Source organism: Prevotella communis (assembly GCF_022024115.1).
Taxonomy (GTDB): Bacteria; Bacteroidota; Bacteroidia; order Bacteroidales; family Bacteroidaceae; genus Prevotella; species Prevotella communis.
In genome coordinates, this window is the sequence record NZ_CP091792.1 from 1,564,616 (window position 1) to 1,589,433 (window position 24,818).

A 24,818-nucleotide genomic window follows, 5' to 3' on the forward strand; every position below is an offset into this window, starting at 1 on the left:
GGCTTACTGGTGTGCAAGCATCAGGGCATCCAGGGCTTCCTGCTCACCTACAATCCAGAGGATGTCTCCCTCTTCAAAGCGGCGCTTGGGTCCTACGGATGACAGGTTCTCCTTTCCTTCCTCCATGCCTACCACCATGCAACTGTAACGGCTTCTGATGCCACTCTCTTCCAGAGTCTTGCCAATAAACGGACTGTCCTGGGCGATGATAAACTGGCGCAGCTTCATCTCGCGCTTCTCCAGTTCATAGTCTTCGCCCAGCACGTCATTCTCTATGGCATTGCGGAATTTGGTCAACTGGTCATCGCTGCCGATAGCCTGCAGCTTGTCGCCAGGGAAGATGATATAGTCGCCGTCAGGGATGTTCAGTCGGCATCCGCCACGCATGATGCTGCTGATGTGTACGCCATACTTGCGTCCCAGGTTCAACTGCTTCAGCGTCTGTCCCATCCACATCGAGTTGAAAGGCACGTCGAAATCCGCAATATGGATATCTCTGTCCAGCAGCTTTCCCTCATACAGGGGCTTCTTCCTGCCACGCACCTGAGCCTCGATATCGCGTGAGCGCAGGTTGTTGATAAACAGGCGTTCCAACAAGATGCTGCGTCGCTTGATGGACCTCGACATGATGATGAGTATCACAGCCACAAATCCCACCGTAATCAGGATGGCAGACCCGAAATGCGTCAGGTAGCTGATCACGTAGAACACGAAGTTCACGGCTATCATGATGCGGAACAAGATGGTGAATATCAGGGGCAGGCGGTTGCGGTTGCTTTCCTTCCACAGGGCCTTGAACTCCTCACTCCTGTTCTTCTTCATGACCATGGCCCGCAGGAACGGAGCCATCAGGATGATGGTGATGACGCCTGTGATGGCAGGACCGTACCATTCCTCCTGAAACATCTGAATCATGATAGGGTGGAAGAATGTCAGCATCAGCGCAATGACGGCAATGGAGAGAATGCTGTATACGATGGTGTTGATACTCATCTGGATGAGCAGTCGCTTCCATTTGCTCTGTTCGGTGGTGTTCGGCCTGCTCATGGACAGATGGTTCAGCATCTTGATAAGTCTCGTGGGCAGATGTGGCTCCAGCGCATTATAAGCCGGCGTGGCGAGCCGTATCATGTAAGGTGTGAGAAATGTTGTAATGACGGATACGGCCACCACCACCGGATATAGGAAATCGCCGATGACGCCCAATGAGAGTCCCAGCGAAGCAATGATAAACGAGAATTCACCTATCTGAGCCATCGAGAAACCACAGCGCATGGCCGACTTCAGCGACTCGCCGCCCAACATGAACGAGATGGAGCCGAAGATAGCCTGGCCAATGATGATGGTCATCACCAGCACGAAGATGGGCAGGGCATAGTCTATCAGTATCTGCGGGTCAACCAGCATACCTACTGACACAAAGAAGACGGCGCCAAACAGGTTCTTCACCGGTTCCACCAGCTTCTCAATACGTTCTGCCTCTATCGTCTCAGCCAGGATGCTGCCCATGATAAAGGCTCCGAAGGCCGACGAGAAACCTACCTTCGTAGAGAATACGGCCATGGCGCAACAGAGTCCCAGGGATACAATCAGCAATACCTCGTTATTGATCAGCTTACGTACCCTGCGCAGGAAGAGGGGGATGGCAAAGATGCCCACCACCAGCCAGAGTACCAGGAAGAATCCTATCTTCATCACGGAGCCCAGCATCTGTCCGCTGTCGGGATTGTTGCCACTGGCAATGGCGCTCAGCATCACCATCATCACGATAGCCAGGATATCTTCCAGTATCAGCACGCTCATCACCAGACCGGCAAACTGCTGTTGGCGCAGCCCCAGGTCGTCGAATGCCTTGTAGATAATGGTCGTGGAACTCATGGCCAGCATACCGCCTAGGAAGATGCAGTTCATGCGCGACCAGCCAAACGACTGTCCTACGATGACGCCAAGCAGGGACATGGCGAAGATGATGCATATCACCGAGATGACAGGCGATGCTCCCATCTTCAGGATTTTCTTGAAAGAGAAATCCAGTCCCAGGGAGAACAGCAGGAACATCACGCCGATATCCGCCCACAGATGGATGTTGGACATGTCCACCACCGATGCGGTATAGGGCATGTGGGGCGACACTAGGAAACCGGCTACGATATAGCCCAGTACCAGGGGCTGCTTCAATTTCTTGAATACCAGCGTCACGACACCAGCCACCATCAGTATCAGGGCAAGGTCTTCTATCAATGCGGGAAGTTCTGCCATAGACTCTACGTGTTGTTAGATGAGGCGCAATCCTTTCCTGGGATGGCGCTATTTGTTGTATTGTGCGGTGAGTTCACACAGTTTGACGATGACCTGCATGGCTTTCTCCATAGACTGTACAGGCACAAACTCGTACGGACCGTGGAAGTTGATGCCACCGGCAAAGATGTTGGGGCAGGGCAGACCCTTGAACGAGAGTTGGGCACCGTCCGTACCACCGCGTATAGGCTTGATCTTGGGTGCCACGCCAGCTTCCTGCATGGCCTTCAGTACCAGGTCGACGACATGCATCTGCGGGTCAATCTTCTCCTTCATGTTGTAATACTGGTCGCAGACCTCGATGCTGACCGTTCCCTCGCCGTATTTCGCATTCATCTCTTCAGCTACGCGTTTGATGAAACGCTTGCGGTCCTCGAATTTCTCGCGGTCGTGGTCACGGATGATATACGACAGTCTGGCCTGTTCGGTCTGTGTCTGCATGCCCGTGAGGTGATAGAAACCCTGATAGCCTTCCGTCGTCTCAGGCGTCTCGTTGGCAGGCATCATACTGACAAATTCCGCTGCCAGCAGACTGGCGTTCAGCATCTTTCCCTTGGCATATCCCGGGTGAACACTCACGCCCTTGATGGTAATCTTGGCAGACGCGGCGTTAAAGTTCTCATACTCCAGTTCGCCCACGTCGCCACCATCCATCGTGTAGGCCCATTCGCATCCGAATTTCTCTACGTCGAAATGGTGGGCACCCATGCCAATCTCCTCATCGGGATTGAACGCCACACGTATCTTACCGTGCTTGATGTGCTTGTTGGCTTTCAGGAATACCATGGCCTGCACAATCTCGGCAATACCAGCCTTGTCGTCGGCACCCAGCAAGGTGTGTCCGTCCGTCACAATCAGGTCCTCGCCCGTATGCTGCAGCAGTTCTGGGAACTTATCTGGTGAGAGGTAGATACCCTCCGACAGTTCGATATCCCCGCCGCTGTAGTTGTTCACGATGCGCGGCTTGATATCGGCGCCACTGCAGTCGGGACTGGTGTCATAGTGGGAAATGAATCCTATCACGGGCACTTTATCCTTGATATTGGCGGGCAGCGTGGCATAGATGTATCCCTTGTCGTCCAGGGTCACATCCTCCAGTCCCTCATGTTTCAACTCTTCATACAAAAAGCGTGCAAACACCAATTGCTTGCTGGTGCTTGGCACGCTATCGCTCTCCTCATTTGATTGTGTATCAAATTGAGTATACTTCAGAAATCGTTCGATAATATTCATAATGCAAAATTACGAACTTTCTCTTACAACTCCAAATTTTGGAGGAGATATTTGCTGTCTGCCTTTGCAGACGTCATAAATTATTTGGCAGTTATTGAAGCGACACTAGATGTTCCCTGATGTGTGGCCCCCAGATACAGGCCGTGCCAAGCTGTGGTGGCATCGGTAGGTTCCGTGGTACTGTATTTCACGTTGTATGTGGAGCCCTTGACCATTCCCGTAGCCGTGAACAGCGCCAGCTTGCTGCTACAGGACCCATCAAAACTGTAGGTCACGAGGTTGTTGCCCGAGGCATCTGCCAGGGTGTAGTAGCGACCCTTCGTGTAACTGATGGTGCTGGTGACAAAGGCATAGCCTTGTTTGGCGTTCGAGATGGTGTTGCCACTTGAACTGCCGCGACCGCCGCCTCCGCCCTGACTGCCGCCGGCGCTGATGCCGATGCCCGTACCCGTAATTTGGATATACGAGTTGTTGTCACAGTCGAAGCCTTCCTCGGGATCACCCTTGGTGGTGTAGGCAAAGGCCACGCCGTTGCCGATGGTGATGGCCCCCGTGGTGCCTGCGTTGGAGTCTACGGCATCGTTACCGTTGGAGTAGCACACCGTGACGCCGCCGTTGAACATAATCTTTCCTGTAGAGTTGATACAGTCGTCGTAGCACTGGAAATAGTGCTTGCCGCCCTGAATATCGATGCTGGTCTTTGACTCCAGACCTTCACTTCCGTCTGATTTCGTGTAGATATCCGTCTCGCCGCCATAGATGGTCACCGCACAGATAGCCTTGATGCCCTTGGCCGATGAGGAACTGTAGGTAGAACCCGTCTGACGGATGGTCAGCTTCGGACCGGTACCGTCGGGCTTGCCCTGGGTGTAGGAACCCGTGACGTCCGTCCACTTCGTACTTCCGCCCATGCCGCCGGGACCGCCCCATCCCCAGTTGTTGCCACCGCTTGTCGTCTCTGTGCCGTCGCCGCAACGGATAGCCTTCGAGGCGTTACCGCTCATGTTGATGGTGATATCGCCCGCATTCAGGGCCATGCAGAGCGCCTTCATGCCCTTGGCACCCTTCACCTCGCCATTCTCGATGGTGGGTGCCGCACTGTTGTTGATGACCAGCGTGCCACCGTCCACATACAGCGTGCCCGAGTTCTCGTCCTCATGATCCTCTGTCTGGGCTGTCGTCTCATCGTCTTCCTCCAGGTCCACGTTGATGCCGTCGTCGCCCACGCCGCTGATGCTGACGCTGCCACTCTTCATCTGGAAATACTTGTTGCACGAGATACCGTCCTTCACGGCCGAGAGGATATTCAGCGTCAGGTTCTTGATGGTGATATAGTCGCCACTCTTCAGGGCATGCGCCGTCTTGCCGTAGATATTCAGCGTGCCGTTGCCCTGCAGTTGCAGTTGTCCCTTGCTGTATATACATGCTTTCTGGTCGCCGCTGGCCCCGTCGGTGAGCGTATTCTCCGTATCCTTCTTCACGCTGAGCTGGATGCGCTTCTTGTTGTTGATGGTGATGGCAGCCCCGCTGGGGTTGGTCATCGTGATGCCGGCCAACTGTACCGTACATTTATAGGCGCCGTCGAGGGTCAGCGATCCGTTTTCGGTACTGCCTTTGAGGATATACGTTATCTCGTCGCCATCGATGTCGGCCGTGTTGGCCTGACTGATGCTGACGTGCCCGCCATTGACCGATGCGCTGACATAGGCGGCGATATTGCCGGCGATGCTGACGCTTGCCGTCGTGCCGTCGTAGGTAATCCTGACGCTGTTGTCCGTCACTTCCGTGGCATCAATATACATCCTGCTGATATCGCCGACAGCGAACGCCTTGTCCATGATGGTCAGCGTGGTCCCGCTGGCGTAGTTCATCTCGCCGGCTTTCTCCGCGGGAAACTGATACGTGACGCCGCCCGATACCACGTTCAGCGTCTGAGCCTGTACTGCGATAGTGAGTACCAGGGCTGTGATGAGGCTATATATCTTCTTCATTTTACCACTATCTTAAAGGATTTCTGCTTGCTCTTCAGGATATAAAGCCCGGGTTTAAGAGAAATCTTTGCTTCGTTGACATTCAGATACTTACCAAGTTTGACTCCTCCAGTAGTAAAGATCTCCACAACCTCTTCCTCCTGCGTGCCGGCATTACTGATGCCGGTCAGGTCGGCCTGTTGGGTGAAGTACATTTTGCTGAGGTCGGTCAGCGGCAACGACTGTGTGCCGTCGGCATTCGTGGCCACGAGTTGTCCGTTGCTGATTGTGATAGAGAGCTGCTCCACGGCGAGGACCGTCGTCGTGCCCTCCGTATTCTGGAATACCAGATACGGGTAGTCATAGGCCTGCGCCTGGAGTGTGCCCAGTGTTATCAGGGTGGTTAGAACCAGTTTCCTCATTTTTGTGTTCGTTTTGATGTTATCAAAAAAAGACTGTTTGCCTGCAAAGTTAGTCTTTCCCAGTCTAAAGACCAAACTTTTTAAGCAAACAGTCTGATATAATCAGCGAAAAGTAGGCTTCCTTACTTGTAGAGGTAGCGCTTGATACTCTTCTTAGGTGTCTTGGCAAACTCCTCCTCGTGGATTTCAATCTCCGAAATCTTCTCGTAGGCAGGCAGCGCCTCGTTCAGCGTGTTACGGTTCTGCTCCATGATACCAGCGAGGTCGTCCATCGTGAAGCCCATGTTCTTGGCCTCGTCGAGGTCGGGGTGTACCAGTGCCACCAGCTTGGTGTCGCGCTGCACCACGATGCTCTCTACCACCATGGCCATAGAGTTCAGCTTGTCCTCAATCTCCTCAGGATAGATATTCTGTCCGTTGGCACCCAGCAGCATGTTCTTCGAACGTCCGTTGATGAATACGTTGCCGTTGACATCCATCGTACCCAGGTCGCCCGTGTGATACCAGCCGTCCTTGTCGATGGTCTCTGCCGTAGCCTCCTCGTTCTTGTAGTAGCCCAGCATCACGTTCAGGCCGCGGGCCAGGATTTCGCCAGGAATCGTAGCAGGATCGGGAGAGTCGATCTTCACCTCCATGTGGATTACCGAACGTCCGCAAGAGCCGGGCACGAACGAGTGCCAGTCGCTGTAGCAGATAATCGGGGCACACTCCGTGGCACCATAGCCCACCGTGTAGGGGAAGTTGATGCGGTGCATGAACTGCTCCACCTCCTGGTTGAAGGCAGCACCACCGATAATCACCTCGTATACATTGTCGCCAAAGGCCTTGAGCACCTCCTTGCAGATCATCTCGCGAACCTTCATAGAGATGATAGGCATCTGCAGGAGCAGGCGCATGCGGTTGTTCTGAATCTTGGGGAACACCTTCTTGCGGATAATCTTCTCGATAACCAGGGGCACGGCGATGATAATCTTCGGCTTCACCTCGGCAAAGGCCTGCGCGATGATGGCAGGCGACGGGGTGCGGTTCAGGTAGAACACGTGGCAGCCATGCAGGAATTCGAACAGGAATTCGAAGGCCATGCCATACATATGCGCCATGGGCAGAATCGAGATGATGTTATCACCCTTCTTGATCGTAGAGCCCAGCACGTTGCATGCAAAGTCGTAGTTCGACCACAGCGCACGGTAGGGAATCATCACACCCTTTGAGAAGCCTGTGGTACCGCTGGTATAGTTGATCAGGGCCAGCTCGTCAGGACTCTGCTCGATGTAATAGTTGATATGCTCCTGACGGAAGTATTTAGGATACTTCTGTCCATAGAGGGCGTTCAGGTTCTCGCGGGCATAGGTCAGCTTCTCCGAGCGCGACACGATGAGCGAGTAGTCCGTATTGCGGATGATGCCCTCCAGGTGAGGCATCTGCTCAGGGTCGATGATGCCAGCCACATAGTCGCCGGCAAAGAGCAGCTTCGCATCAGAGTGGTTCACGATATTATGAATCTGCTCGGGCATGAATTCGTGCAGGATGGGCACGGCAACGGCACCGTAGGTCAGCGTGGCGATGAAAGCCACAGCCCACTGGCTGCTGTTTCGTCCGCAGAGTGCAATCTTGTCACCTTTCTGTACGCCTGAGTTCTCGAAAAGGATGTGCACCTTCTCTATCTTTCTGGCTACGTCGTGGAACTGCAATGTCTGTCCCTTATAGTCGGTCAGCGCATCTGCATCCCAGTTGGCGATGATACTTTCCTGTATGAGTTTATTAAAACTTGGTATTGTTTCCATATCTTAGATTTGTTTATGCATGATAAAGATAACGCTTGATGCTCTTCTTAGGTGTCTTCTGGAACTCCTCGTCGCGCAGCACGATGCGGCTGATGCGACTGTAGGCAGGCAACTGGGCGTTCAGGTTCTCGCGGTTCTGGTCCATCACGGCCTCCAGTTCCTCCTGTGAGAAGTTCACCACCTCGTCCTGATCGGGATAGATCATTGCCACCAGCTTGTCGCCGTCCTGCACCACCAGACTCTCTGCAATCATCGGCATGGAGTTCAGCTTATCCTCAATCTCCTCAGGATAGATATTCTGTCCGCTGGCACCCAGCAGCATGTTCTTGATACGTCCGCGGATAAAGATGTTCTGCTTCTCATCCATCGTACCCAGGTCGCCCGTGTGATACCAGCCGTCCTTGTCGATGACCTGCTGCGTGGCTTCCTCGTTCTTGTAGTAGCCCAGCATCACGTGCTTGCCGCGTGTGATAATCTCGCCGGGGATGTTCTGCGGGTCGTCGCTCAGGATGCGCACCTCCATGTCGTCCACCGGACAGCCGCATGAGCTGGCGGCAAACTCCTTATGGTCGCGATAGCTGATCAGCGGGGCACACTCCGTGGCTCCATAGCCCACGGTGATGGGGAATCCGATGCTCATCAGGAACTGCTCCACCTCTTTCGACAGGGGCGCACCACCCACGATGACCTCGTAGGCGCGGCCGCCGAAGGCCTCGTACACCTGCTGACAGATGCGGTTCTTCACCTTCGTGGATACGATAGGCATGGCCATCAGCAGTTTCATCTTGTTGGTCTGTATGATGGGGAACACCTTCTTGCGGATAATCTTCTCGATAATCAGGGGTACCGATACCACCAGGGTAGGGCGTACCTCCGTGAAGGCCTGGGCAATCAGCGTGGGCGATGGCAGGCGGTTGAGGAAGAACAGGTGACAACCGTTGCAGAAACCGAACACAAACTCGATGGCCAGACCATACATGTGGGCCATGGGCAGGATGTCGAGCATGGGGTCGCCGGCCTTCACTACCGCACCCAGATGGCGCAGACAGAAGGTCAGGTTGCCCATGATGGCGCGATAGGGAATCATCACGCCCTTCGAGAATCCCGTGGTACCGCTGGTATAGTTGATCAGCGCCAGTTCCTCGGGCGAATCCTCGTGATAGCGTACGTGCTCTTTCCTGAAAGCCTTGGGATACTTCTCGCCAAACATCATGTTCAGATGCTCGCGGGCATACGTCAGTTTCTCAGAACGTGATACCATCAATGAGAAATCGGGCAGGAACACGATACCTTCAAGTGCGGGCATCTGCTCAGGGTCAATCTCCTTGGCCACGAAGTCGCCCACGAAGAGGGCCTTGGCGCCAGAGTGGTTCACGATGTTATGGATCTGCTCGGCATTGAATTCATGGAGGATGGGTACTACCACGGCTCCGTAGGTCAGGGTTGCCAGGAAGGTCACGGCCCAGTGGGCAGAGTTACGTCCGCAGATGGCAATCTTGTCTCCTTTCTCAATGCCACAGTTCTCAAAGACGATGTGAAGTTTTTCTATTTTACGGGCTACGTCGTGAAACTGCAACGTCTGTCCCTGAAAATCAGTCAAGGCATCAGCGTCCCAGTTGTTGATGATGGCGTCGTAAATATACTTGTTGAAGCTAATATTTGAGCTCATTGCACAATTTTCAAAATTTTGTGCAAAGGTACGATATTTTTTGCACATTTCAAAAAAAATCGTGCAATTTTTTAGACGTTTTTGTTAATTAAGGAAAAATAGACTAATATGCGCAACTTTTCGAATTATTCGTAGTGCATCGAGCGTGCCGGATGGATGAAAAGTATCAGAATACAGGGCAGCAGAAGTACCACGGCGCACGACATGATTGTCTGCAGATTGATGAGTAGAATCAGCAGCGGATTCAGTTCCATGGGTGCCTCACTCACATAGTATGTCTGGGCGTCGAGCGTGATGATGCCCGTGTATTGCTGTAGCAGTACCAGTCCTATGCCCAGCACGTTGCCCCACAGCATGCCGCGCCCGGTAATCATGATGCCATAGTACATGAAAGTACTGATGATGCTGCCGTTGCCTGCGCCCAGTGCCTTCAGGATGCCAATCATCTGCGTGCGTTCCAATATAATAATAAGGAGGCCGCTGATCATGGTGAATCCAGCCAGCGAGACCATGAGTCCCAGGATAATCCACACGTTGACATCCAGCAGTTCCAGCCAGGAGAACACCTGCGGATACACCTCCGTGATGCTGTAGCTCACGCTGGTGTTGCCGTCGCGGTCGGTTTGTCCCTTCAGCGCGCGCAGCACGTTCATGTTCGTAGGCTTCAGCTGTTCAAAGTCGTTGACCAGCAACTCGGCACCCGAGCATTGCAGACTGTCCCATCCGTTGAGCCGCTGCGTCACGTACAGGTCCGTCAGGCATATCTGGTCGTCAAAGCGCTTCATGTTGGTCTGGTAGATGCCGCAGATGGTGAACCGGCGTGCGCGCACGTCGTCCTGGCCTATGAAGTAGGCAAACAGCTTGTCGCCCGTCTTCACGCGGAGTTTCTTGGCGATGCTCTTCGAGATGACCAGCGGATATTTGGTCTTTTTGTCCGAGAACTGCGGCAGCGTTCCCTCTACCAGGTTCTCGCTGATAAAGGTCGTGTCGTATTCCTGTCCGATACCTTTCAGCATCACGCCCAGGAAGTCCTCGTCGGTCTTCAGGATGCCCTGCGTCATGGCGAAGCGCTCCGCATGGCGCACGCCCTCTACCGCCTCGTAGGCCGCCAGCGTACTGTCATTGATGCAGATGGGGTAGCCCGTAGCCTGCACGTTGTACACCTGTATATGACTGCCGAAGCCTGCCACCTTTTCGCGGATGGCATGTTTGAAGCCCAGCACCACGCTCACCGTGATAATCATCACAGCCAGTCCTATGGCCACGCCGATGGTAGCTATACGAATAGCCGGGCGGCTCACCTTGCGGCGGTCGCCCTTGTCGCTATAAATTCTCTTGGCTATGAATAATGGGAAGTTCACTCTACAGCGGTAGCCGATTTTTCACTTTTCACTCTTCACTTTTACTTTTCCATGACCCTCCCCGGATAAGCCTCCAGAGCCTTCTGCAGCACCACGAGTGCCTTCATCAGGTCCTCCTTCTTCAGCACGTAGGCTATACGCACCTGGTTGATGCCTGCGCCTGGCGTGGTGTAGAAACCGGCTGCGGGAGCCATCATCACCGTCTGTCCTTCGTACTCAAATTCCGACAGGCACCAGCGGCAGAACTTCTCCGCATCGTCAACAGGCAGTTTGGCCACGGTATAGAAAGCGCCCATGGGGATAGGCGAATAGACGCCGGGAATACGGTTCAGTCCGTCAATCAGGCACTTACGGCGCTCCACGTACTCATCATACACGTCGCGATAGTAGTCCTCGGGTGCATCCAGCGATGCCTCGGCCACAATCTGTCCGATGAGTGGGGGAGAGAGGCGGGCCTGACAGAATTTCATCACGGCTGCGCGTACCTCTTTATTCTTAGTGATCAGCGCACCGATACGGATACCGCACTCAGAGTAGCGCTTCGACACGGAGTCAATCAGGATCACGTTCTGCTCGATGCCCTCCAGGTGACAGGCCGAGATATAGGGCGAACCGGTGTAGATATACTCGCGATACACCTCGTCAGAGAAGAGATACAGGTCGTATTTCTTCACCAGGTCGCGTATCTGGTTCATCTCGCGGCGGGTGTACAGGTAGCCCGTGGGGTTGTTGGGGTTGCAGATCATGATGGCACGTGTGCGCTCGTTGATCAGCTCCTCAAACTTCTCCACCTTGGGCAGCGAGAAGCCTTCCTCAATCGTCGTGGCGATGGTGCGTATCTTGGCACCGGCCGAGATGGCGAAGGCCATATAGTTGGCATAGGCAGGCTCTGGCACGATAATCTCGTCGCCAGGATTCAGGCACGACAGGAACGCGAAGAGCACCGCCTCACTACCGCCGCTGGTAATGATGATATCATCGGCCGTGACGTTGATGTTGTATTTCGCGTAGTAGCCCACCAGTTTCTCGCGGTAGCTCTGATAGCCCTGCGATGGTGAGTACTCCAAGATAGAACGGTCTATCTGCTTCAACGCATCCAGTCCCACCTGCGGTGTGGGCAGGTCGGGCTGACCAATGTTCAGGTGATACACCTTCGTTCCGCGTTTCTTTGCGGCAACAGCCAGCGGAGCCAATTTTCTGATTGGCGACTCTGGCATCTCCAGTCCTCGTACTGATATTTCTGGCATCTTGTTTATGTGCTATTTTTATAATTGCGTGCAAAGATACGATTTTCTTCCGACATAACAACAAATAAATCTGAAAAAAACGGCTTTTGCTTGCTCATTTCGGATTTTATGCGTATTTTTGCACGTCAAAATAAAGCGCACATCATATGAATTTCGAGGAAATGCTGAATGTTCAGGAAGGACAGAAACCCCACCGTGAGTCAACCCCGCTGGGCAGTTACTATCGCCGTCAGGTGGATGGTAAATACCGCTATGTCATTGAGTTAAGACCGGAGCTGACCGACAGTATCGTGTTCTGCGAAGCCCTGAAGCAGGAACAGCAGTGGTCTGTGCGCCAGCGTGGCAAGCAGCAGCTCCACTACGAGGTGCATCAGGACAGCAATGACCAGCTCTATGAACTCGAACTGGAGCAGGGACAGTTCCTGACGCTGGCATCTCTCCTCGACCAGAATCCCGCTGCCCTGGCCGGCAAGGGGTTTGTGGACAGCATCGTGAAACCGCTGATTGAGTTTGGTGCCAAGCTCAATGAGGAGGGCGTGTTCCAGCTCTGCTATGCGCCCAACAATATCTTTGTGCGCAAGAGCGACAATCATCCCTTCCTGCTCTCCCATGGCTCGTTCTATAAGGCCATGACCGACCAGAAGGCACTCTTTGCCGGGGCCGAGGACTATGTGGCTCCCGAGGTGCTTGCCGGTGAGGAGGCTACCGGGCGCAGCGATGTCTATTCCCTGGGTAAGCTCATCGCTTTCCTCTACGAGCAGGGCTCCATGCCTTTCGAGTATAAGCAGGTGGTGAAGAAGGCCACGGCCGAGGAGCCCAGGAAGCGCTATAAGTCGCTCGACGAGATGCACAAGGCTATCAGTCAGAAGCGCAGTATGCGACGCTCTGCCGTGCTGATGGCTGCCAGCGTGCTCGTCTCTCTGCTGGCCGTCTATATCTATGTAGACACGCTGCCCGAGGTTACTAACAATATAGAGTTCGTAGAACCGGCTAAACAGCAGACTAATGACCTCTTTAGTAGTGACGAACTGGAGGAGGATACGGCATTTCTGGCTGATACAATAGATCTCTCTGATGAAGCGCTGATGCAAAAGGCTGAGATGATTTACCGTAAGCGTTACCAGAAAGCTGCCGATGAGATTCTTTCGAAGGTTTATAACAGCAAACACATGGGGTCGTCTGAGAAGACCTTCATGGCCAATTCTCAGTCTATGGCCGAGGAACTGCTCAAGGTGCAAAAAGAACTGGCTGGCGAGGCTGGCTTGCCCGACGGTCTGGCTGGCCGCATCGGTCACGAGATCGTGGAGCAGCTCACCCAGCAGAAGCAAAAGGGGCTCAGCCGTCATGGCTATATCAAGGCAAAGGAAAATGATAATAAATAGATAAAAGAAAATGATGAGAAGTAGAACAGCAACATGGTTTGAATGCAAGATTCGTTATGAGAAGACAATGGAAGATGGTATGCAGAAGAAGGTCACCGAGGCTTATGTGGTGGATGCCCTGAGCTTCAGCGAGGCCGAGGAGCGTATCATCGAGGAGATGTCTTCATATATCAGTGGTGAGTTCAATGTCACCGACATCAAGAAGGCGCCTTATGGCGAGATCTTCTTCAGCGACCAGGAGATGGCCGACCGCTGGTACAAGGCAAAACTGCAGTTTATCACGCTCGACGAGAAGACTGAGAAGGAGAAGCGCTCTAACGTGAACTACCTGGTTCAGGCCGGTTCGTTCAATGGTGCCGTGAAAAACCTGGAAGAGGTGATGGGTGGCACCATGATCGACTATTCTATCGTCAGCGTCAACGAGACCACGCTCATGGATGTTTTCGAGCACCTGGCAAAGGCCAGTAAGCAGGACGATAAACCCGAATACGAAGGGTAAAGGGAATAGTGAAAAGTGAAAAGTGAAAAGTGAAAAGTGAAAAGTGAAAAATTTGCTACCGCTTTATGTATCCTGTTAAAGAGAAATTAAACGAAGTGCGTCAGTCGCTCCCTCAGGGGGTGCAGCTCGTGGCTATCAGTAAGTTCCACCCCGAGGAGTATATTACTGCGGCCTACGAGGAGGGCCAGCGCGTCTTTGGCGAGAGCCACGAGCAGGAACTGTCCCGCAAGGTGCAGTCGTTGCCCAGCGATATCGAGTGGCATTTCATCGGTCATCTGCAGACCAACAAGGTGAAGTATATCGCCCCTTATATCTCGATGATCGAGGCGGTGGACTCGCTGAAGCTGTTGCGCGAAATCGAGAAACAGGCTGCCAAGGCCGGTAGGGTGGTGCGCGTGCTGCTGGAACTGCATATCGCTGAGGAGGCTACGAAATACGGACTCACCCTCGATGCCTGCCGCCAGCTGCTGGCCGATGGCGAGTGGCGACAGATGGAGCACGTCCAGATCTGCGGACTGATGATGATGGCTTCGAATGTGGACGACGAGGCGCAGATAGCGCAGGAGTTCCAGACGGCTGCCCGTTTCTTCGACGAGGTGAAACAGCAGTATTTCGCTACCGACGATGCCTTCTGTGAGCGCTCCTGGGGCATGAGCCACGACTACCACATCGCTGTGCAAAGCGGTTCCACCATGGTGCGTATCGGTACCACCATCTTCGGACCCCGCGTATATTAAATTAGTAATGGAAGATAGCATACTGAATAAATACCTCGACGAGATTGGTCGCGAGCAACTGCTCTCCGAAGAGCAGGAGGCCCGCCTCTCGGCTCGTATCCTTCAGGGCGACGAGCGGGCGCTGAACCGCCTGATCGAGGCTAACCTGCGTTTCGTCGTTGTCATTGCCCGCCAGTATCAGGGACAGGGCCTGTCTATGGAAGACCTCGTCAGCGAGGGCAACCTGGGTCTGATGAAGGCTGCACGTAAGTTTGACGCCACGCGCGGACTGCGATTCGTCAACTATGCCGTGGTCTTTATCCGTCAGCAGATAGAGAAGGCGGTGCGCAAGGAGAGCGACGAGCAGCGTGTGGAGAGCACCCGCGACGGACAGACGCGTTCGGTGGATGCCCCACTGGGTTCCAAGGCCAATGTTAGTCTGCTGTCCGTACTGGTCAATGCCGACTCCCCACAGGCCGACCAGCGTGTCTATAATGCCAGTCTGGAGGATGCCATCGAGCGTTCGCTGCAGACGCTCAACGAGCGCGAGACCGTCGTCGTCAATGCCTACTTCGGTATTGGTGAGGAGCGTCAGACTATGGCCGAGATAGCCGAGCGCATGTCGTTGAAGCGTGAGCGTGTACGCCAGATACGCGACCGCGCCGTGCGGCGCCTGAAGAAAAACATGAAGTTATTCCGAAAGTAAACATAGAAAGGCTCCCAGAAACGGGAGCCTTCTTTGCACTCCAATCAAATTAATCAACTCATGGCGGAGCAAGATAAATGGAAATGGCAAGAGCCCGGCACAGCCTGGCGTGGCATCTGTACCTATCATATCACGCTGACGATACCGTCGCGCGAACCCTTGTTAGGGACGTTGGTGATACCCGACGGCGACCCTGCCCAGGCGCGTGTGGAGCGCACGGCATTGGGTAATGCTGTTGTTGATGAGCTATACGTGATGTGCCGCCACTATCCTGCCATCCGCATCCTCCAGTTTTGCCTGATGCCCGACCATCTGCATGCCATCATTAGGGTGACCCAGGTCATGGATACAAGCATACGCAGCGTGATTCGCGGATACTGGCAAGGCGTTAAAAAACTGGGTAGGGCATACACCTTGTCCGTCTCTCCCGCGTCTGGCTCTTCGTCCGTTTCTCCTGTTTCCCGTCCTTTGGCAGTTCCTCCCGCGTCTGGCCCTTCGTCCGTTTCTCCTGTTTCCCGTCCTTTGGCAGTTCCTCCCGAATTCAATTCGGGGTCAACGCCCCAAGCCCCCACCTGGCCCTTTCCTATCTTCACCGAGAGGCCCTTTATCCGCCCTTTGTCGCGCCGCGGTCAGCTTCATACTATGATGCGCTATGTACAGATGAACCCTCAGCGCCTGGCCACCAAGCGCCTGAAGCCCGGCTTCTTTCATGTGCAGAGGGATATCATCATCCATGGCCGCAGCTATGATGGCGTAGGAAATACCATGCTGCTGATGGCCCAGATCTTTGCTCCCGTCCACGTGCGTAGTGCGATGGTGGCGGCAGCTGAGCATGGCGAGACAGAGTCCCTGCGCAACTACATGAATTCTTGCGTGTTGAAGGCCCGCCAAGGCGTCGTGATGGTATCGCCTTTTATCTCTACCCAAGAGAAGATGGTGATGCAAGTGCTGCTGCGCGAACAACGCCCTTTTATCATACTTCTCGATAATGGCTTCCGGGATTTCTTTAAGCCCTCCGACGCCCTTTTCGATGCCTGTGCCTCAGGTCGCGTCCTCCTGTTAAGCCCCTGGCCCTATGATGCCACCAAGCGCCACATCAGTCGCGCCGATTGCGTAGCCCTGAACCAAATGGCGGAAGAGATATGCAGCATGTAAATAAAAATCTTTCATCATGTTAGCCTGTATTACAGGAAGCAATACGTCGTCTCTCTGTCTGAAAAACGACGTGTTGCTCATCGAGAAACGACGTTTCTCCTTATCCCCCCCAAAAAAAATATCAAGTCGTAATTTAATGTTTCATATTTAATGTTTAATGTATTCATAATACCCCCAAAATCTTCACTCGAGTGAATTCATCGAATTAGCTCAAGTCATGAAATCACTCGGGTCATTTCATGATTTCAGCTATATAGATATTCCGCTACATTTTCTGTCCTCTTTTTCTTTAATTCTCCTTCTTTTTCCTCACCAACCCTTTTTTTTTCTTCGAAAGGGTAATAATATCTTGAAATATCCAATTGAAATTACAACAATCTCATAAAGTTTTTGTAACTTTGCGGTGCAAAGCCAATGGAAATTATATGGCGATTGAAAACACCAATGCCAGCATTAATGTTGAATATAGCAAAACATAGGTCAGTAGGATAATGAAACACATAGAAGTTGTAGCAGCAATTATGCATGATGACGAGGGTCGCATCTTTGCCACTCAGCGAGGATATGGCGACTATAAAGACGGTTGGGAATTCCCGGGCGGAAAGATGGAAGCTGGGGAAACACCTGAGGAGGCGCTGAAGCGTGAGATATGGGAAGAGCTGGAAACGAGAATCGTGGTGGAACGGTTGATGCAGACCGTGGAATATGATTACCCGCAGTTCCATCTCACCATGCATTGTTTTTGGTGTCACGTGGAGAGTGGCTCACTAACATTAAAGGAGCATGAGGCCGCCCGCTGGCTCACGAAGGATCAGCTGGACACCGTCGACTGGCTTCCAGCGGATGTGAAGGTGGTGGAAATGCTTAAGATGTAAGATGTCTGATGGCTGAGGGCTGAAGATGTAAGAGGGAAGATGCAAGATAAAAAAAGCGCATCCGGGAGGGGTGCGCTTTTTGTTGTTATAGAGGGGGAATTTTATTTGTACTGACGGAGGGCACCTATTAGCTCGCTGTTCTCGTTGCGGGTGCCGATGGTGATGCGCAGGCAGTTGTTGCAGAGCTGCACGCGGGTGCGGTTGCGCACGATGATGCCCTGGCTGACCAGGTAGTCGTAGATGCGCTGGGCATCCGTGACCTTTGTCAGGAAGAAATTGGCATTGGTGGGATATACCTTCTCGCAGATAGACAGTTGGCTGAAGGCCTGCATCATACGGGTGCGCTCCTGCATGATGAGCTGTACCCAGCGGTCTACCTCGTCGGGGTCGCTCAGCACCTTGATGGCCTGCTGCTGTGAGAGGAGGTTGACATTATAGGGATACTTCACCTTGTTGAGGATGTCGATGATGGCGGGTGAGGCGAAAGCCATGCCCAGGCGGATAGCGGCAGAGGCCCATGCCTTGCTCAGGGTGTTGAGCACCACGAGGTTGGGGTAGCGGGGCAGTTCGAAGCGCAGGGGGCGCTGGGCAGAGAAGTCGCTATAGGCTTCGTCGACCACGACAATGCCTTCGAAACCGTTGAGCACCTTCACAATCTCGTCGCGGTTGATATCATTACCGGTGGGGTTGTTGGGGCTGCAGATCCAGATAACCTTGGTGTGGGCGTCGCAGGCTGCGAGGAGCTTGTCGGCTGTAATCTGGTAGTTCTCGTCGAGCAATACGGGACGATACTCCACATCATTGATATCGGCACATACCTTGTACATGCCGTAGGTGGGCTCGATAGCCACCACATTATCTTCCTTGGGTTCGCAGAAGCAACGGTACATCAGGTCGATGGCCTCATCGCTGCCATTGCCCAGGAAGGTGTATGCTGTAGGAATGCCCTTGACCTTCTCGATGAGCTTCTTTACTTCCAGCTGCAGGGGGTCAGGATAGCGGTTCAGGTTGTCTATGCCGTAGGGGTTCTCGTTGGCATCCAGGAACACGGTGGCCGTGGTGCCAGAGAACTCGTTGCGCGCACAGCTATAGGGCGCAAGATTCCAAATATTCTTTCGAGTCAGTTTTTCAAGACTAAACATAATTCTCAATAATTAGTTGTAGCGGTAGCCAATTTTTCACTTTTCACTTCTCGATTGCGTTCAATCGAACGCTCATCGCATTCTTGTGGGCATCCAGCTGTTCGGCACCTGCCATCAGTTCTACGGCATGACCTATCTGGCGTACGCCCTCTTCGCTGAGGTGCTGGAAGGTGATCTTGCGGCAGTAGCTGTCGAGATTGACGCCGCTATAGGCCGTGGCATAGCCGTGGGTAGGCAGCGTGTGGTTGGTGCCGCTGGCATAGTCGCCGGCACTCTCGCAGGCATACTGTCCCAGGAAGACGCTACCGGCATTGATGACCTGAGCAGCCATCTCGTCGTAGTTCTTGGTCTGAATAATGAGATGTTCGGGCGCGTAGGCGTTAGAGAGCGCCATCATCTCGTCGGCAGAGGCAACAAGTACCATGCGACTGTTCTCGAGTGCCTTCTGGGCTATCTCCTTACGGGGCAGGAGGTTGAGCTGGCGTTCCACCTCGGCCTGAACCTGCTGCATCATGTCCTCGGAGGTGCTGATGAGCAGTACCTGGGAGTCGATGCCGTGCTCAGCCTGTGAGAGGAGGTCGGCAGCCACGAAGGCAGGATTGGCGGTCTCGTCGGCCAGGACGCATACCTCACTGGGACCAGCTGGCATGTCGATAGCCACCTCGCCCAGCGATACCTGTTGCTTGGCAGCCATCACATACTGGTTGCCAGGACCGAATATCTTGAAGACCTTGGGCACAGACTGTGTGCCGTAGGCCATGGCGCCGATAGCCTGAACGCCACCAGCCTTGAAAATCTTGCTGACGCCAGCCACACGGGCTGCTACGAGGATGGCGGGATTCACCTTGCCCTCGCGGTTGGGAGGCGTGCAGAGTACTATCTCACGGCATCCGGCAATCTTGGCAGGCGTGGCCAGCATGAGGACGGTAGAGAAGAGTGGGGCGGTGCCTCCGGGGATATACAGTCCTACTTTCTCGATAGCGACACTCTTCTGCCAGCAGGTCACACCCTCACGCGTCTGAATCTTATGGCCTTCGAACTTCTGGGCAGCATGGAACTGATGGATGTTTTCATGGGCCAGTACGATGGCGGCTTTCAGTTCCTCACTAACCAGGCGCTCGGCCTCGTCGATTTCAGCCTCTGTGACAGCCAGGGATGTGAGCACGGCATGGTCGAAGCGCTCTTCATATTCCTTCACGGCTTCGTCACCCCTTGTGCGCACATCGCTGAGCACGGTATTGACCGTGGCCTGCAGCTGTGTGATGTCCAGATGTGGACGCTGGCAGATTTCTGCCCATTCTTCCTGTTTGGGATATTTGATAATGTTCATCTCTGCGGTAGCAAATTCTTCACTTTAAAAGCGGTAGCCAATTTTTCACTTTTCCTAATCTGCGGTAGCCGCTCGAGCTCTGCTCGCTTTTACAAAGCTTCGCGACTAAAAGAAATTTTTCACTTTTCACTTTCCCCTATACCCTTCTAGAGGATCATCTTCTCGATTGGTGTCACCAGAATGCCCTGAGCACCCAGTTCCTTCAGCTGGCCGATGATCTCCCAGAAACGCTTCTGGTCGAGCACGGTGTGTACTGAGCACCACTCCTCGTCGGCCAGAGGAATGATGGTGGGACTCTTCAGACCAGGCAGCACGCTGATGATCTCCTGCAGACGGGCCTTGGGAGCATTCATCCGTACGTATTTCTTGTCCTCAGCCTCACGAACGGCCTCGAAACGGAACAGCATCTGGTTGAGCAGGTCTTTCTTCTCCTGACTCATGCCGGGGTGGCCAATGAGCAGGGCCTCGCTCTTCATCACTACCTCTACCTCGCGCAGGTTGTTGCTGACCAGGGTAGAACCGCTGCTCACGATATCGAAGATAGCGTCGGCCAGTCCGATACCCGGGCTGATCTCCACGCTACCGGTAATCACGTGAATCTCGGCATTGATATGATTGTCGGTCAGGAATTTCTTCAGGATAACGGGATATGACGTAGCGATGGTCTTGCCGTTGAACCACTCAAGACCTTTGTAGTCGATATCCTTGGGGATAGCCAGCGACAAACGGCACTTGCTGAAACCCAGACGAGAGATGATGTCGGCCTCGGCACCCTTCTCTACAAATTCGTTTTCACCTACTACGCCGATATCAGCCACGCCAGAGGCAACGCTCTGGGGAATATCATCATCGCGCAGATAGAGTACTTCCAGGGGGAAGTTGGTTGCCTCGACCAGAAGCGTACGCTTGCTGGCACTTACTTTGATGTCGGCCTCACTAAGCAACTGCATCGTGTCCTCGAAGAGGCGACCTTTTGATTGTACTGCAATTCTAAGCATATTTCAATTTTTTACCTTTTTACCCTTTTACCTTTTTACTTTTATAATTATCGGTTGCAAAATTACTGTTTTTTTCTTTAATTTGCAATAAATTGATTACTTTTGCACCAAAATAACAACTTTTTTGGAACTTGTGAGTATATTTATACTCTTTAATGGATAATTGTATGAACAATCACTCTGTATTGATAGCTGATAGCGGAAGCACGAAAACAGACTGGGCTTTTATGGGCAGGCGCGTGCAGACGCAGGGCATCAATCCCTTTCATCAGGACGAAGACACAATACGCGGAATCTTGAAAGATGAACTGTTGCCACAGCTGACGTCAGACATCAGACATCTTACATCAATCCTCTTCTACGGCAGTGGGGTGCGCCCTGAACTGGAAGAGAAGATGCAGCGGTTGTTGCAGGAGGCTTTCCCGCAGGCAGGGCATGTGGAGGCTCACGGCGACCTGCTGGGTGCGGCACGTGCACTTTGTGGTCATCAGGAGGGCATCGCCTGCATACTGGGAACGGGGGCAAACTCATGTCTGTATGACGGCGAGCGGATTGTGGAGAACACGCCACCAATGGGCTATATACTGGGTGACGAAGGTAGTGGAGCAGTACTTGGAGTAAGGTTTCTTAATGCGCTGTATAAGAATAGGTTATCAAACGTCGTAAAAGTGGCTTTTGAGGCTTATATGGAGATGTCGATGGCACAGGTTATTGACCGTGTGTATCGTCAGCCGATGGCTAACAGGTGGTTGGCTTCGCTCTCTACTTTTATTCATCAGCAGATAGGAAATCCGCAGATAGAGCAGTTGGTGATTGATAACTTCCGCGACTTTATCCAACGAAATATAACGCCTTATCAACGAAAGGATCTGCCCATTAATGCTGTGGGCAGTATCGCGTTCTATTATAAGGAACAATTAGAAAAGGCCGTCAAAGCAGAAGGCTACACACTGGGAAAAATAGTGCGTAGCCCTCTGGATGCGTTAGTCGAGATGGAATAACTCGGGTAGGGGAATGGTGACTGGCGAATTGTCGGGGTTCACCTCCATGATGTCGGCCATCATGTCCCACCAGCGCTGGGTGATAGGGTCCACGTTCTCCGTATCCTGCGAATTACCCTCTTTGGTACACTCCTGATAGGCAAAGAGAATATTGGTGTCTTTGTCCCAGTAGATACTGTAGTTTTGTACTCCTTGTTCTTTAATCATCTGTTTGAGTTCTGGCCAGATGGCGGCGTGACGTTTCTCGTACTCTTCCTCGAAGCCTGGCTTCAGGAACATCTTGAATGCGAATCTTTTGATCATAAATTTGTTTTAGTTACTGATTATTGGATATGTACCTTACGTGAGGTACCGTCGTAATATCTGAATATATAGGTTTTACCTGTCAAAGGGGTGCTGATCTTGATGCCAGCAAGCGTATAGATGCCCTCAAGACGCTTGTCCTTTGGGGATTCTGCTATGATAATATCTTCAATGGCATCGGGCGTATAGGCAAAGTAGGCATCAAGGAACTCGATACGGCCCTTCACCCAATTATGGATACGTTCTTCGCTGTCTTTGTTGGCATTGGTGATGAATGGTTTTACGCCTGTGATTGTAGTGGTGGCCCGCCATAGTCTGCCCTCAAGCCAGCATACGTCACCAGCATGATATTCTTTTGTGGCTTTATAGGAACCTTGTTCTGAGAGGTAGTACTCTGGGTCGTCCAGCGGCACAGTCTCCCATCCACTATTGCAGACGGCATCACTATAGCAAGGACTCAGAGGCCAGCGTTCCTCTTCCGCAGCATAGAACGCTTCGCCTATGCGTGCTCGCCAATCGTCGATGATAGCCACCACGTTGTCATAGTCAAACACACCATTCTCTCGCAGGGTGATATAACGGTCTGCGATATCGTCGGCATAGTATTTGTTAATCCAGTAGAAAGGGCCCGATGTCAGTTTCTCTACAGGACGGTAGGGCGGTTCTATGTTGCCATAGAGTCCTACACCGAAGGTCTGGTCAAGATCATAGGGAGTCACCATCCATCGATGTCCGTCGTAGGTAAACCATTGCCAGTTTTTCTGGGAACCGTCGCCATTGCGGGTGAAATAGTAATGTACGGCATAGTCGATAAGTGCGTCTGTGTCAAAACGTTGCTCTATCTCCTGTCGCATCTGTTCGATGCTGGCTTCCTGGGCCTCGATGTCTGTCAGGACTGACCAGTATTGGCTTAGCTCCTGAATATGTTGCTTCACCTCGGCAGACAATTCCTTGGCCTTGCGGATACTGTCTGGCTCGTCATCTACGATGTAGAGCGGACTGTTCTCGTCGATGAGTTCCTTCGGACTATTACCGTCGTAGACATTTCCCTGAACGGTATAGAGCGTTTTAGGCGTGCGCACCTCGAAACGGTTCCAACTGATTGTTCCTTTGAAGAGGTATTGGTCGTTCAGATTACCGTCCAGATGGATATGGGTAGCGCGGGCTTTCTTCTGGTTCATGTTCTTGCGGTGCTTCTTTAGCTGCCAGGCATAGATGCCGTAGAAATTGCCTTTGACATAAACGATACAGGGAAATCCGTCAGGGAAACAACGGGCTTTGCTGCTCTCGTAATAGCCCCCGCGTTCCCAATAAGGTGGTCGGTCGGCTATCATCTGACTGAATAGTTTGTAGGCTGCCTCTCCGAGTCCACGGATGTAGTCGGTATAGAAAGCCTTGAGATGAAAACCGTCTTGTTTCACCCAGTCGCCAAACTTCAGGTCAGGAGCCCCGTCTTCGTTCCAAGTGGCATCGGTGAAATGGCATGAGAAGTTTTTCTTGGGGTAGCGCATGGTATAGTCGCCTTGGCCGTTCAGGGTTACGGGTTTTCGGAAATAGTGTCCGTTGCCGTCGTACATCTCCAGATAGCCCTTTTGTATGTCAGTCTTTTTTGTAGGCAGTTGGGAAAAGCCGGTCAGGTTGACGAATGCCAGTGTAGGTTCGTCAATCTTAATGGTCATAGAATCGCTCAGGTCTTGGACATTCTCGTTGTAGCCTCGTTCCGTGATGGCCGTTATAAAGGGTGTCTGTGCTGCAATAGGGGTAGATAAGATAAATATAAGCAGGAGTTTCGCCAGCGATAGGAAATAGCCTAGCTTGTATAGTTTGAAAAGCCTGAGCGAGGGCTTCTGGCTACAGAGGTTACGGCGTTCCCATTTGCCAAAGAGGCGGTGCCATAGGCGGATAACACTCTTTACGGCTCCGATATGGATGCCATCTACGAAGGTGATCATCTGGGAGTAGCCGCGCAGGTCATTATGAAAATTATGGAGCGTGCGCAAACCTTCCTCTGTCTTACTGACGAAATGGGCGTTGTCCTCGTAGTCGAAGAATCCTGCGGGATTGTCGGGATGGACAATCCGGATGCCTGCCTGTCTGAGACGCTTGCCGAAGAGAACGTCTTCATAGCCGTAATGATGGAAGCGCTCGTCAAAGGGATATTGCTGCATCAGGGGCTTGGAAATCAGGAAGTTGCACGTATGGAAATGCATGAAGGGACGCTTCCTGCGCTCCTCGGCAGTATGCATCGCCTCGCATTGTCTTTCGTACAGATAGCGCAGGTTGGTCTCCTCGCCACGACCAATGATATAGCCGCCATAGCCCACCTGCTCCACGTCGGCATCGAGCCAGCGACGTACGAAATCGTCGGAGGGAATGGTCATGTCGCCATCCATGAACAGCAGCCAGGCATACTGCGCCTCGTTGCAAAGGAAATTGCGGATGGCTGCACGGCCCACATTCTGCTCACGGCGAATGAAACGCACATGGGGGAAAGCGGACAATTGTCCATCATCCATCATCCATCTTCCATCATCCATCCTGTCCGACCCGTCGTCGGCTACGATAATCTCGTACTTGAGACCCTCGATAGCTTCCGCCTGCCGGCTTAATGCTGCCACCTGACTGGTGCAGTCACTATTATATATAGGTATTAATATTGATAGCTCTTGCTTCATTTCGAGCCCAAAATTACACAAAAAAATCTAAAAATACCGTTGTGGGAGCAAA

20 protein-coding genes are annotated in these 24,818 nt (G+C 52.8%); 7 read left to right on the plus strand and 13 right to left on the minus strand.

What is annotated here, in order from left to right:
- Nucleotides 1-3: 3 nt before the first annotated feature.
- The 8 genes from L6468_RS06245 to L6468_RS06280 form a co-directional block, all read right to left on the minus strand.
- On the minus strand, nucleotides 4-2,259 hold the full coding sequence (locus tag L6468_RS06245; protein ID WP_237796531.1) for a cation:proton antiporter: 2,256 nt from the start codon (nucleotides 2,257-2,259) through the stop codon (nucleotides 4-6).
- Nucleotides 2,260-2,307: 48 nt separating this feature from the next.
- Complete coding sequence (gene pepT / locus L6468_RS06250) at nucleotides 2,308-3,531, minus strand: peptidase T (RefSeq protein WP_237796532.1); 1,224 nt, start codon at nucleotides 3,529-3,531, stop codon at nucleotides 2,308-2,310.
- An 80-nt stretch (nucleotides 3,532-3,611) separates the two neighbouring features.
- Nucleotides 3,612-5,522: a carbohydrate-binding domain-containing protein gene (locus L6468_RS06255; protein WP_237796533.1), complete on the minus strand. Its 1,911-nt coding sequence runs from the start codon at nucleotides 5,520-5,522 to the stop codon at nucleotides 3,612-3,614.
- Nucleotides 5,519-5,923, minus strand: a complete 405-nt coding sequence (locus tag L6468_RS06260; RefSeq protein ID WP_237796534.1) for a hypothetical protein — start codon at nucleotides 5,921-5,923, stop codon at nucleotides 5,519-5,521. Before L6468_RS06260 ends, L6468_RS06255 begins: the two co-directional genes overlap by 4 nt.
- 122 nt (nucleotides 5,924-6,045) lie before the next feature.
- Nucleotides 6,046-7,707, minus strand: a complete 1,662-nt coding sequence (locus L6468_RS06265) for an AMP-binding protein (protein WP_091818747.1) — start codon at nucleotides 7,705-7,707, stop codon at nucleotides 6,046-6,048.
- 13 nt (nucleotides 7,708-7,720) lie between these two features.
- Nucleotides 7,721-9,376: an AMP-binding protein gene (locus L6468_RS06270; RefSeq protein ID WP_237796535.1), complete on the minus strand. Its 1,656-nt coding sequence runs from the start codon at nucleotides 9,374-9,376 to the stop codon at nucleotides 7,721-7,723.
- Between the two features lie 125 nt (nucleotides 9,377-9,501).
- Nucleotides 9,502-10,737 (minus strand): ABC transporter permease, encoded by a 1,236-nt coding sequence (locus L6468_RS06275; RefSeq protein WP_237796536.1) that lies wholly within the window; start codon nucleotides 10,735-10,737, stop codon nucleotides 9,502-9,504.
- A 41-nt stretch (nucleotides 10,738-10,778) separates the two neighbouring features.
- Nucleotides 10,779-11,984 (minus strand): pyridoxal phosphate-dependent aminotransferase, encoded by a 1,206-nt coding sequence (locus L6468_RS06280; RefSeq protein WP_091818744.1) that lies wholly within the window; start codon nucleotides 11,982-11,984, stop codon nucleotides 10,779-10,781.
- 146 nt (nucleotides 11,985-12,130) lie between these two features.
- Between L6468_RS06280 and L6468_RS06285 the strand changes: the two genes are divergently transcribed.
- From L6468_RS06285 to mutT, 6 genes are all read left to right on the plus strand, one after another.
- Nucleotides 12,131-13,366, plus strand: a complete 1,236-nt coding sequence (locus L6468_RS06285) for a protein kinase family protein (RefSeq protein ID WP_237796537.1) — start codon at nucleotides 12,131-12,133, stop codon at nucleotides 13,364-13,366.
- A 13-nt stretch (nucleotides 13,367-13,379) separates the two neighbouring features.
- On the plus strand, nucleotides 13,380-13,865 hold the full coding sequence (locus L6468_RS06290; RefSeq protein WP_237796651.1) for a DUF4494 domain-containing protein: 486 nt from the start codon (nucleotides 13,380-13,382) through the stop codon (nucleotides 13,863-13,865).
- Between the two features lie 65 nt (nucleotides 13,866-13,930).
- Nucleotides 13,931-14,602, plus strand: a complete 672-nt coding sequence (locus L6468_RS06295; protein ID WP_237796538.1) for a YggS family pyridoxal phosphate-dependent enzyme — start codon at nucleotides 13,931-13,933, stop codon at nucleotides 14,600-14,602.
- A gap of 7 nt (nucleotides 14,603-14,609) precedes the next feature.
- Nucleotides 14,610-15,287 (plus strand): sigma-70 family RNA polymerase sigma factor, encoded by a 678-nt coding sequence (locus L6468_RS06300; protein ID WP_091851915.1) that lies wholly within the window; start codon nucleotides 14,610-14,612, stop codon nucleotides 15,285-15,287.
- A gap of 642 nt (nucleotides 15,288-15,929) precedes the next feature.
- The gene (locus L6468_RS06305) at nucleotides 15,930-16,442 is read left to right on the plus strand and encodes a hypothetical protein (RefSeq protein ID WP_143005672.1); all 513 of its coding nucleotides are present in this window, start codon (nucleotides 15,930-15,932) and stop codon (nucleotides 16,440-16,442) included.
- Between the two features lie 491 nt (nucleotides 16,443-16,933).
- Nucleotides 16,934-17,317 carry an 8-oxo-dGTP diphosphatase MutT gene (mutT, locus tag L6468_RS06310; protein ID WP_255779436.1) on the plus strand — a complete coding sequence of 128 codons (384 nt, stop codon included), beginning with the start codon at nucleotides 16,934-16,936 and terminating at the stop codon, nucleotides 17,315-17,317.
- Nucleotides 17,318-17,418: 101 nt separating this feature from the next.
- Here the strand turns inward: mutT and hisC are convergent, their stop codons facing one another.
- The 3 genes from hisC to hisG all read right to left on the minus strand — a co-directional run bounded on the left by hisC (nucleotide 17,419) and on the right by hisG (nucleotide 20,787).
- Nucleotides 17,419-18,459, minus strand: coding sequence for a histidinol-phosphate transaminase (gene hisC, locus L6468_RS06315; protein WP_237796539.1), 1,041 nt, complete (start codon nucleotides 18,457-18,459; stop codon nucleotides 17,419-17,421).
- A gap of 43 nt (nucleotides 18,460-18,502) precedes the next feature.
- The gene (gene hisD, locus L6468_RS06320; RefSeq protein ID WP_091851904.1) at nucleotides 18,503-19,789 is read right to left on the minus strand and encodes a histidinol dehydrogenase; all 1,287 of its coding nucleotides are present in this window, start codon (nucleotides 19,787-19,789) and stop codon (nucleotides 18,503-18,505) included.
- A 146-nt stretch (nucleotides 19,790-19,935) separates the two neighbouring features.
- A complete protein-coding gene (hisG, locus tag L6468_RS06325) occupies nucleotides 19,936-20,787 on the minus strand; it encodes an ATP phosphoribosyltransferase (protein WP_091851901.1) in 852 nt (283 codons plus the stop codon).
- Between the two features lie 167 nt (nucleotides 20,788-20,954).
- Here hisG and L6468_RS06330 point away from each other — a divergent pair, with 167 nt between their 5' ends.
- Nucleotides 20,955-21,788, plus strand: a complete 834-nt coding sequence (locus L6468_RS06330) for an ATPase (protein WP_237796540.1) — start codon at nucleotides 20,955-20,957, stop codon at nucleotides 21,786-21,788.
- Here L6468_RS06330 and rhaM read toward each other — a convergent pair.
- Complete coding sequence (gene rhaM, locus L6468_RS06335) at nucleotides 21,771-22,088, minus strand: L-rhamnose mutarotase (RefSeq protein WP_091818772.1); 318 nt, start codon at nucleotides 22,086-22,088, stop codon at nucleotides 21,771-21,773. The two genes, L6468_RS06330 and rhaM, sit on opposite strands and share 18 nt — an antisense overlap.
- Nucleotides 22,089-22,111: 23 nt before the next feature.
- Nucleotides 22,112-24,766, minus strand: a complete 2,655-nt coding sequence (locus L6468_RS06340) for a CotH kinase family protein (RefSeq protein ID WP_237796541.1) — start codon at nucleotides 24,764-24,766, stop codon at nucleotides 22,112-22,114.
- Nucleotides 24,767-24,818 lie beyond the last annotated feature (52 nt).

Bases quoted from the DNA above. Each gene is read 5' to 3' on its own strand.
- L6468_RS06245 (WP_237796531.1), bottom strand. From the start codon at position 2,259: ATGGCAGAACTTCCCGCATTGATAGAAGACCTTGCCCTGATACTGATG.
- pepT (WP_237796532.1), bottom strand. From the start codon at position 3,531: ATGAATATTATCGAACGATTTCTGAAGTATACTCAATTTGATACACAA.
- L6468_RS06255 (WP_237796533.1), bottom strand. From the start codon at position 5,522: ATGAAGAAGATATATAGCCTCATCACAGCCCTGGTACTCACTATCGCA.
- L6468_RS06260 (WP_237796534.1), bottom strand. From the start codon at position 5,923: ATGAGGAAACTGGTTCTAACCACCCTGATAACACTGGGCACACTCCAG.
- L6468_RS06265 (WP_091818747.1), bottom strand. From the start codon at position 7,707: ATGGAAACAATACCAAGTTTTAATAAACTCATACAGGAAAGTATCATC.
- L6468_RS06270 (WP_237796535.1), bottom strand. From the start codon at position 9,376: ATGAGCTCAAATATTAGCTTCAACAAGTATATTTACGACGCCATCATC.
- L6468_RS06280 (WP_091818744.1), bottom strand. From the start codon at position 11,984: ATGCCAGAAATATCAGTACGAGGACTGGAGATGCCAGAGTCGCCAATC.
- L6468_RS06285 (WP_237796537.1), top strand. From the start codon at position 12,131: ATGAATTTCGAGGAAATGCTGAATGTTCAGGAAGGACAGAAACCCCAC.
- L6468_RS06290 (WP_237796651.1), top strand. From the start codon at position 13,380: ATGAGAAGTAGAACAGCAACATGGTTTGAATGCAAGATTCGTTATGAG.
- L6468_RS06295 (WP_237796538.1), top strand. From the start codon at position 13,931: ATGTATCCTGTTAAAGAGAAATTAAACGAAGTGCGTCAGTCGCTCCCT.
- L6468_RS06300 (WP_091851915.1), top strand. From the start codon at position 14,610: ATGGAAGATAGCATACTGAATAAATACCTCGACGAGATTGGTCGCGAG.
- L6468_RS06305 (WP_143005672.1), top strand. From the start codon at position 15,930: ATGATGCGCTATGTACAGATGAACCCTCAGCGCCTGGCCACCAAGCGC.
- mutT (WP_255779436.1), top strand. From the start codon at position 16,934: ATGAAACACATAGAAGTTGTAGCAGCAATTATGCATGATGACGAGGGT.
- hisC (WP_237796539.1), bottom strand. From the start codon at position 18,459: ATGTTTAGTCTTGAAAAACTGACTCGAAAGAATATTTGGAATCTTGCG.
- hisD (WP_091851904.1), bottom strand. From the start codon at position 19,789: ATGAACATTATCAAATATCCCAAACAGGAAGAATGGGCAGAAATCTGC.
- hisG (WP_091851901.1), bottom strand. From the start codon at position 20,787: ATGCTTAGAATTGCAGTACAATCAAAAGGTCGCCTCTTCGAGGACACG.
- L6468_RS06330 (WP_237796540.1), top strand. From the start codon at position 20,955: ATGAACAATCACTCTGTATTGATAGCTGATAGCGGAAGCACGAAAACA.
- L6468_RS06340 (WP_237796541.1), bottom strand. From the start codon at position 24,766: ATGAAGCAAGAGCTATCAATATTAATACCTATATATAATAGTGACTGC.